The sequence below is a fragment of the Micrococcus sp. HSID17227 genome (genome assembly GCF_003989405.1).
Classification (GTDB): Bacteria; Actinomycetota; Actinomycetes; order Actinomycetales; family Micrococcaceae; genus Micrococcus; species Micrococcus luteus.
In genome coordinates, this window is record NZ_RBLN01000069.1 from 1 (window position 1) to 8,812 (window position 8,812).

Consider the following 8,812-nt stretch of genomic DNA (forward strand, 5'->3'; position numbering starts at 1 on the left):
TGTCGACGCCGTCCGGACGGTCGCCGCCCTGCGCTGAGCGGCCCCGGGCCGGTCGACCCCGCTGCCGCCGGGGCCGGCGTCGGAAGTTCACCCGAGGGTCAGCCCACCGCCACATGCGCCTCGCCTGCGTGCCCCACCCTGGCCCCGTGAAGCAGACCACCGCACCCCTGTCCCACTCCGCCTCCCGCCGTTCGGTGCTCGCCGCGGCGTCCGCCGCCGTGCTCGCCCCCGCCGCCCTCGCCGGCCCCGCCGCCGCCCGTCCGGCCCGCCACACCCCCGGTGGCCTGGTCGCGTCCCGTCTGACGCTGCCGTCCGGCGTCGCCACCGGCGATGTCACCTCGAACTCGGCCGTGCTGTGGGCGCGCTCGTCCGGCCGTTCGCGCCTGCACGCCACGCTGCGCGCGGTCGACGAGGACGGGAAGGCGCTGCGCGGCCGCTTCTCTCGCGGGCTGACCCTGCGCTCCGGCTGGGTCGACGGGGCCACCGACCACACGGCGAAGATCCTCGCGGACACGCTGCCCTCCGGCACCCGCTTCGAGGTGACGTACGCGTTCGAGGACGAGGCCGGCCGCCTGGGCGAGTCGGCCGTGGCCCGCTTCACGACGGCGCCCGGCGCGCGGTTCGGCCGGAAGACCTCCGCCGCCCAGTCCTTCGTGTGGACCGCGGACACCGCGGGGCAGGGCTACGGCATCAACCCGGAGATCGGCGGCATGCGCGGCTACGCGGCGATGCACGCCACGCAGCCCGACTTCTTCCTGCACTCCGGCGACACGATCTACGCGGACAACCCCATCCCGGAGACCCTCGAGGTGGCCGGCGAGCCCACCTGGCGCAACCTCGTCACGGAGGAGACGTCCAAGGTCGCCGAGACGCTGAACGAGTTCCGCGGCCGCCACCGCTACAACATGATGGACGACAACCTCCGCGCCCTGTACACGGACGTCCCCGTCATCGCCCAGTGGGACGACCACGAGACGACCAACAACTGGTGGCCGGGCGAGGTCCTCGAAGACCCGCGCTACACCCAGGTCCGTGACGTGGACACACTGGCCGCCCGCGCCCGCCGCGCGTGGCAGGAGTACATGCCGATCGCCGACTCCACGGCCCTGCGCCGCGGCTCCGGCTTCGAGCCCGCCCGCATCTACCGCAGGATCCCCCGCGGCGCGACGCTCGACGTGTTCGCCCTGGACATGCGCACCCACAAGGGCGAGAACACCCCGGGGCTCGAGACCCACGAGACCCCGATCCTGGGCGAGGAGCAGCTGCAGTGGCTCATCCGCGGGCTGCGCGCGTCGACCGCCACGTGGAAGGTCATCGCCAACGACCTGCCGCTGGGCCTGATCGTCCCCGACGGCACGGGGCAGGAGTCCCTGTCCAACGGCGACGACGGCGCCCCGCTGAGCCGCGAACTGGAGATCGCCCGCCTCCTGAAGGCGATCAAGGACCACGGCGTGAAGAACGTCGTGTTCCTCACCGGCGACGTCCACTACTGCGCGGCGCACCACTACTCCCCCGACCGCGCGGCGTTCACCGACTTCGAGCCGTTCTGGGAGTTCGTGGCCGGCCCCATCAACGCCGGATCGTTCGGCCCGAACACACTGGACGGCACCTTCGGCCCTCGCCTGGACTTCGAGGCGCACGGGCCGGTCATGGGCTCGCCGCGCTCCGGCGAGCACCAGTACTTCGGCCACGTCGAGATCCCCGAGGACGGCCGCGAGTTCCGGGTGCGTCTGATCAACGCCGCCGGCCGGACGGTGTACTCGCGCACGCTGACGGCGGCCTGATCCGCCGTGCCGCGCGGCGGGTGACGCTCCCCAGCGGGGCGTCCCCCGCGGTGTCGGCGGCGTCGGCGGACCGTCAGTCGGTGATCAGGCCCTCCTCGCGGAGCCAGTCCCACGCGACCTGGGTGGGCTCCTCGCCGTCGACGTCCACCCGGGCGTTCAGGCGCGCGGCCGTCGCGTTGTCCAGGCGCGCGGTCACGGGCGCCAGCAGGTCGGCGATCTCGGGGTGCTCGGCCAGGACCTCCTCGCGCACGATGGGGGCCGCGTTGTACTTCGGGAAGAAGCTCAGCGGGTCCTGCAGGGTCGTCAGGTCCAGCGCGGCGATCCGCCCGTCCGTGGCGTACGCCTCCCCGAAGGTGCACGTCCCGTCCGCCACCGCGGCGAACACCGCCCCGATGTCCATCTGGCGCAGCCGGGATCCGGTGGGCCGTTCGATCCCGTAGGCCTCGAGCATGGGCAGGAATCCGTCGTTGCGGGCGGCGAATTCGGCGCTCACGCAGAAGGACTGGTCCTCCGTGGGGAGGTCCTTGATGTCCGCGAGTGTCTCCAGGCCGAGCTCCTCCGCCCGGTCCTGGCGCACGGAGAAGGTGTAGGTGTTGTCGAGTTCGGCCGGCGGCAGCCACACCAGGCCCTGTTGCGCGTCCTCGTCCCGGACCGCGGCCCACTGCGCCTGGGCGTCCGGGATCGGATCGGTGTGGCCCAGGTACGTGATCCAGGCGGTCCCCGTGTAGTCCCACTCGACGTCCACGACGCCTGCGACCTGGGCCTGGCGCGCACTGAGCGAACCCGGCATGTTGGTCAGATCCTCGACGTCGGCACCCGCGGAGCGCAGCAGGATCGCGGTGATCTTGCCGAGCACGACGCCCTCGTTGAAGTTCTTGGACCCCACCGCCACGTGGGCGCCCTCGAGGTCGATCCCGGCGACGTCGCCGGCGGGCGTGCCCGAGGGCAGGTAGCCGCCGGCGGTGCTCAGCCCGCACCCGGACAGGACCAGGGAGGCCGCCAGGCCGAGCGCGGCGAGCGCGGCACGAGCGGGGGTCCGGCCGCGGCGGCGGGATGGGATGGTCGCGCGCGAGGTGGTCATGCGAGCCCCCTCGGGGTGGCCAGCGTCTCGACGAGGCGGCCGATCCACTCGATCATCAGGGCGAGGGCGGCCACGAGGATCGCCCCCGAGACGAGCAGCGGGAAACGGAACAGGACGATCCCGGTCTGGATGAGCAGGCCGAGGCCGCCGGCGTCGATGAACGTCGCGAACGCCCCGGTGCCCACCAGCAGCACCAGGGCGGTCCGCAGACCCGCCATGATCACGGGCAGGGCCAAGGGCAGCTCCACCCGGAGCAGGGTCTGCAGCGGTGACATGCCCATGCCGCGGGCCGCCTCGACGACGGTGGGGTCGACGCCCCGCAGCCCGGCCAGGGTGTTGGCCAGCACGGGCAGGAACGCGTAGAGGGACAGGGCCAGGACGGCGACCCGGAAGCCGAACCCCCACGCCATGGCGAGCAGGACGATCACACCGATCACGGGAGCGGCCTGGCCGGCATTGGCCAGCCCCATGGCGACGGGGGTGAACCGCCGGGCGGCGGGGCGGCTCAGCAGCACGCCGAGCGGGACGGCCGTCGCCACGACCAGAACGGTGGACACGCCGACGAGGGCCAGGTGCTCGGCGGTGAGGCGCAGGACGGTGGGCCAGGTCAGCAGCCGGGCCTCGACGTCGTCGAGGGCGGCTCCGCGCACCCAGACGGTCCACCCGATCAGCAGGGCGGCCACGAGCAGCGGCAGGCCGATCAGGAGCAGGCGGTCCTCGGCGGAGGCCGCACGCAGCCGGGCGATCATGGCCGAGCCTGCTCGTCGCCGGCGCGGGCGTGCGCGCGCAGTGTCGGATAGTCGAGCAGACCGATGACCGTGCCATCACGGACCACGGCGATCTCCTCCGTCGGGGCCATGACCAGCGCGGCGAGGGCCTCGCTGATCGGGGTGGCCGCGTCGAGCACGGGCTCGCCCGGCAGCGTGCCCGTCGGGTGCGGTGCGATCGGGCGCAGCGGCAGCGAGTCGACCGACCGCAGCCCCAGCCGTTTGAGCCCCGCCCCCGACCCCACGAAGTCGGCCACGAACTCGGTGGCCGGCCGCGCCAGGACCTCTTCGGGGGTGGCGTACTGGGCCACGTGCGCGCCGGGTTCGAGCACCAGGATCCGGTCGCCCAGGAGCACGGCCTCGTCCACGTCGTGGGTGACCATCACGATGGTCTTGCCCACCCTGGCCTGGATGTCGAGCATCTCCTGCTGCAGGCGCTGGCGGGTGAGGGGGTCCACGGCGCCGAAGGGCTCGTCCATGAGCAGCACGGGTGGATCCGCCGCGAGGCCCCGCGCCACGCCGACGCGCTGCTGCTGTCCGCCGGACAGCTCGCGCGGGAAACGGTCCCGATAGATCGCCGGGTCCAGGCCGACGAGCTCGAGCAGCTCGTCCACACGGTCGGCGATGCGCCGGCGGTCCCACTTGAGCAGGCGCGGCACCAGGCCGACGTTCTCGGCGACGGACAGGTGGGGCATCATCCCGCCGCCCTGCACGACGTAGCCGATCTGACGGCGCAGCCGGGTGGGGTCACGGCGTGTGATGTCCTCCCCGCCGATCAGGATCCGCCCGGAGGTGGGCTCGATGAGGCGGTTGATCATCTTCAGCGAGGTGGTCTTGCCGCAGCCGGACGGGCCGACGAACACCACGGTCTCCCCCGCGGGGATGATGAGGTCCAGGGCGTCCACGGCGGGACGGTCCTGCCCCGGATAGAGCTTCGTCAGGGACTCGAGACGGATCTCGGCCCCGGCGTCACGGTCGGTGCTCATGCGCGCAGTCCCTTCGAGATGGTGAGCCGGCCGAGCAGCACGAGCAGCCCGTCCAGGACGAGGGCGACGACGACGATGCCGAGGGTGCCCACGAGGGCGTAGTTCAACGCGTTGGCGCCGCCCAGGGAGACCAGCCCCGTGAAGATGTACGAGCCCAGTCCGGGCCCCAGGACGTAGGCCGCGACCGCGGCCACGCCCATGCCGAGCTGGCCCGCGACCCGGATGCCGGTGAGGATCACGGGCCAGGCCAGCGGGAGACGCACCCGGGTGAACAGCGCCACCGGCCCCATGCCCATCCCCCGGGCGGCCTCCAGCACCTCCGGGTCCACGCCGCGCAGACCCACGAGCGCGTTGCGGAGGATGGGCAGCAGGGCATAGAAGACCACCACCACGACGGCGGGGACGGTCCCGATGCCCACCAGGGGGATCAGGACGCCGATGAGCGCGAAGGAAGGCAGGGTCAGCCCGACGGCCGTGAAGGCGTTCGCGATCGGGGTCAGGGCCTTGATCCGCGTGGCGATCACGGCCAGCGCGATGGCGAGCACGGTGGCGATGGCCAGCGCCTGCAGCACGAGCCACCCGTGCTGCCACGCCCGGAAGAGGATGTCGGGCCAGCGTGAGGCGAGGAACTCGCTCATGCGGCCTCCACGCCGGCAGCGCACCCCTGGGCGGCCCGGGCGTCTGCGGGGCGGGGCAGGACCGTCATCGTCGTCTCCTTCGGTCCGGGTGGGTCGGGCGTGCTCTTGCACGCTCCCCGAGATGGTGGCGCTCCCTGTGTTCTGCGCCACGAAGGGGGTCACCGGCACCGCCAAGGATGGCCTACCGACCGGGCGACGGGCAGGACGGCCTCCGCTAGCGTGTCGGCCATGTCTCGCTCCCACTCCGATGCCCTCGACGCGTCCGGCCCCGACTCCGGGGGCGCCGTCGCCGTGCCCCGCCGCCGCGTCGGCCTGCTGCCCCGCATCCTCGTCGCGATCGTGGCCGGCGTCCTCGTCGGCCTGGTCGCGCCGACCTGGCTCGTGCAGGCCTTCGCCACCTTCAACGGGCTGTTCTCGAACTTCCTGGGTTTCATCGTCCCGGTGCTGATCCTGGCGCTCGTCGCCCCCGCGATCGGCGACATCGGCCGGGGCGCGGGGAAGCTGCTGGCCCTGACCGGCGGCATCGCCTACGGCTCCACCCTGGTCGGCGGCTTCGGCGCCCTGCTGGTCTGCCTGCTCGTCTTCCCGCTGATCCTCACGCCCGGGTCCTTCGAGGGGATGGCCAACCCTGAGGACGCGCTGCTCGGCCCGCTGTTCGAGGTGCAGATGGACCCGCCCTTCGGCGTGATGACGGCCCTGCTGCTCGCGTTCGTGCTCGGCATCGGCCTGACGATGCTGCCGCGCGGCGCCCTGCACGAGAGCTTCGACCAGCTGCGATCGATCATCGAGCGGGTCGTCATGGGCCTGATCGTGCCGCTGCTGCCCGTCTACATCTTCGGCGTGTTCCTGAACATGACCGCCGCCGGCGAGGTCTTCAAGGTCATCACCACGTTCCTCGGCGTGATCCTGCTGGTCTTCGGCCTCACCGTGGTGCTGCTGCTCCTCCAGTACGTCGTCGCGGGCGCGATCGCGGGCCGCAACCCGTTCACGGCACTGAAGACGATGCTGCCGGCCTACGCGACGGCCCTGGGCACCTCGTCCTCGGCGGCGACCATCCCGGTGACCCTGCGCCAGACCCTGCTGCTCGGCGTGCGCCGGCCGATCGCCTCGTTCGTCGTGCCGCTGTGCGCGACGATCCACCTGGCCGGCTCCACCGTGAAGATCGTCTCGTTCTCCATCGCGGTGCTGTTCCTCTCGGGCCAGTCGATCGACGTCCCGGTGTTCGTGGGCTTCATCTTCATGCTGGGCGTCACCATGGTCGCGGCGCCCGGCGTGCCCGGCGGCGCGATCGTGGCGGCCTCGGGCCTGCTGACCTCGATGCTCGGCTTCACCGAGCCGCAGGTCGCGCTCATGGTCGCCACGTACATCGCCATCGACTCCTTCGGCACCGCCACCAACGTGACCGGCGACGCCGCCATCGCGATGATCGTCGACAAGATCGCCGGAGACCGTCTCATCGAGGACTCCGAGGACGAGGGCCTGGAGCGCCTCGACGACGAGGGGGCCGCGACCGGCGCCGACGCCGGCTGACCCGCCCCGCACACACCACGGCCCCCTCCCTGTCTGCAGCTCAGGGAGGGGGCCGTCGTCGGGACGGGCGGTGTCAGCCGCGCAGATCCCGCTCCGCCTCGGCGCGCACCGCGCGCCGCTGCCCCGGGGAACGCACGACGACGTCGCTCATCTCCTCGAGCGTCTTGCCCTTGGTCTCGGGGACGAAGGCCGCCACGAAGGCCAGGGACAGCGCCGCCATGACCGCGTACAGACCGTAGGCGAGGGTCAGGCCGATGTCCGCCAACCACGGGAACGTGGTGGAGACGGTGAAGTTCGCCGCCCACTGCGCGGCGGCGGCCACGGCGAGCGCGCCGGCGCGGATGCGGTTCGGGAACATCTCGCCCAGCAGCACCCAGACCAGCGGACCCCAGGTGGCGCCGAAGAACACCACGAAGGCGTTCGCGGCCACCAGCGCCACCGTGGACCACGGCTGCGGCAGGGAGACGGACTCGGCGCCGCCGGTCTGCGCGAAGGAGAAGGCCAGTGCCATCAGGCCGAGGCTGACCGTCATGCCGGCGGAGCCGGCGATCAGCATGGGGCGACGGCCGACGCGGTCCACCAGGGCGATCGCGATGAGGGTGACGGCGATGTTCGTGACCGAGGTGATCACGGTGACCGTGAGGGCGTCCGACTCCCCGAAGCCCACCGAACGCCACAGGGTGGTGGAGTAGTAGAAGATCACGTTGATGCCCACGGCCTGCTGGAAGACGGAGAGCAGGATGCCGATCCACACGATCGGCTGCAGGCCCGCCGACGGTCCGCGCAGGTCCGCCAGCGACTCGCGGCGCTCCGAGTCCAGCGAGCGCCGGATGTCCTCGATCATCAGGTTCACCCGGTCCACGCCGGTGAACTCGTGCAGGACCTCGGCCGCCTCGTCCGTGCGGCCGCGGGCGACCAGGTAGCGCGGGGACTCCGGCAGCTTCAGGGCGAACAGGCCGTACAGCACCGCCGGGACGGTCTCGGCCAGGAACATCCAGCGCCAGGCGTCGACGCCGAGCCAGAACGGCTGCGCCGCTCCCCCGGCCATCGTCGCGAAGAGCGCGTCCGTGAGCAGCGCGGCGAAGATGCCGAGGACGATCGCCAGCTGCTGGAGCGAGCCGAGGCGACCGCGCACATGGGCCGGGCTGACCTCCGCGATGTACGCCGGAGCGATCACGGACGCGGCGCCCACGCCCAGGCCGCCGACCATGCGCCAGAAGATCAGGTCGACCACGCCGAACGCCAGGCCCGAGCCGATGGCGGAGACCAGGAACAGGATCGCGGCGATCACCATCACGGGCACGCGGCCGCGGCGGTTGGCGATCGGCCCGGCGAACCAGGCGCCGAGCGCGCAGCCGATCAGCGCCGAGGAGACGGCGAAGCCCGTCAGACCGGCGCCGAGGCCGAACTCCCCGGCGAGGGCGTCCACGGCACCGTTGATGACGGAGGTGTCGAAGCCGAACAGGAAGCCGCCGAGCGCGGCGGCGACCGAGATGCCGACCACCTTGGCGTTGAGGCGAGACGTCGCGGCGCCGCCGGACCGGGTCGCTGTCATGGTGGGTCCTCTCTGGGTGGCGCCCGACGGCCGGCTGCGCGCCGGTGCGTCCGCACAGTGTGTTCTCCGCTCGGCGAGCGTGCAAGTCGCACAGCCCCTCCCCCGCCTCCCGACGAGGCGGCGGGACATCAGGGGGAACCGTGCCCGCTGCGCCCGCCGTGGTCGCCGCCGTGCCGGGAGGTCTGCCGCACAGGGCTGCGGCAGACGGCGCCTCGGGTCACGGGGCAGAATGAGGGCCATGTTCGTCGTCCTGGGCCCCGCCCCCGCCTCCGTCGGCAGCCCCGGCGCCTGGTGGGCCCTGGACGGGGAAGGCGACGGCGCCTCTCCCCTGGGATCCTGCGCCGCCGGGTCCGTGGCCGGGCTCGTGGCCGGTCTGCCCGCCCGCCTGGGCGTGGACCCGAGCACGGTCCGCTGGGTGCTCGCCGACGTCGGGACGGAGTACGCCGCCTGGCTGGTGGCGGGGGTGCGGGT

7 protein-coding genes and 1 pseudogene are annotated in these 8,812 nt (G+C 72.7%); 3 read left to right on the forward strand and 5 right to left on the reverse strand.

The window, feature by feature from the left end; translation table 11 throughout:
- Positions 1-146 precede the first annotated feature (146 nt).
- Positions 147-1,784 carry an alkaline phosphatase gene (locus tag D8M29_RS05450; protein WP_127445837.1) on the forward strand — a complete coding sequence of 546 codons (1,638 nt, stop codon included), beginning with the start codon at positions 147-149 and terminating at the stop codon, positions 1,782-1,784.
- A 73-nt stretch (positions 1,785-1,857) separates the two neighbouring features.
- On the opposite strand, the gene D8M29_RS05455 is transcribed toward D8M29_RS05450, so the two are convergent.
- From D8M29_RS05455 to D8M29_RS05470, 4 genes are read right to left on the reverse strand one after another with little or no spacing between them, the layout of a single operon-like run.
- Positions 1,858-2,865, reverse strand: coding sequence for a glycine betaine ABC transporter substrate-binding protein (locus D8M29_RS05455; protein ID WP_036316435.1), 1,008 nt, complete (start codon positions 2,863-2,865; stop codon positions 1,858-1,860).
- Positions 2,862-3,614, reverse strand: a complete 753-nt coding sequence (locus D8M29_RS05460; RefSeq protein ID WP_036316433.1) for an ABC transporter permease — start codon at positions 3,612-3,614, stop codon at positions 2,862-2,864. The genes D8M29_RS05455 and D8M29_RS05460 overlap by 4 nt, the downstream gene beginning before the upstream one ends.
- Positions 3,611-4,618: an ABC transporter ATP-binding protein gene (locus D8M29_RS05465; RefSeq protein WP_036316431.1), complete on the reverse strand. Its 1,008-nt coding sequence runs from the start codon at positions 4,616-4,618 to the stop codon at positions 3,611-3,613. Before D8M29_RS05465 ends, D8M29_RS05460 begins: the two co-directional genes overlap by 4 nt.
- Complete coding sequence (locus D8M29_RS05470; RefSeq protein WP_002855197.1) at positions 4,615-5,256, reverse strand: ABC transporter permease; 642 nt, start codon at positions 5,254-5,256, stop codon at positions 4,615-4,617. Before D8M29_RS05470 ends, D8M29_RS05465 begins: the two co-directional genes overlap by 4 nt.
- A gap of 228 nt (positions 5,257-5,484) precedes the next feature.
- Here D8M29_RS05470 and D8M29_RS05475 point away from each other — a divergent pair, with 228 nt between their 5' ends.
- Positions 5,485-6,786, forward strand: coding sequence for a dicarboxylate/amino acid:cation symporter (locus D8M29_RS05475; protein ID WP_036316429.1), 1,302 nt, complete (start codon positions 5,485-5,487; stop codon positions 6,784-6,786).
- Between the two features lie 73 nt (positions 6,787-6,859).
- On the opposite strand, the gene D8M29_RS05480 is transcribed toward D8M29_RS05475, so the two are convergent.
- Positions 6,860-8,341 carry a sugar porter family MFS transporter gene (locus tag D8M29_RS05480; protein ID WP_060973553.1) on the reverse strand — a complete coding sequence of 494 codons (1,482 nt, stop codon included), beginning with the start codon at positions 8,339-8,341 and terminating at the stop codon, positions 6,860-6,862.
- A gap of 238 nt (positions 8,342-8,579) precedes the next feature.
- Here D8M29_RS05480 and D8M29_RS05485 point away from each other — a divergent pair.
- Positions 8,580-8,812: pseudogene (locus tag D8M29_RS05485) on the forward strand (bifunctional 3'-5' exonuclease/DNA polymerase); the annotation flags it as partial.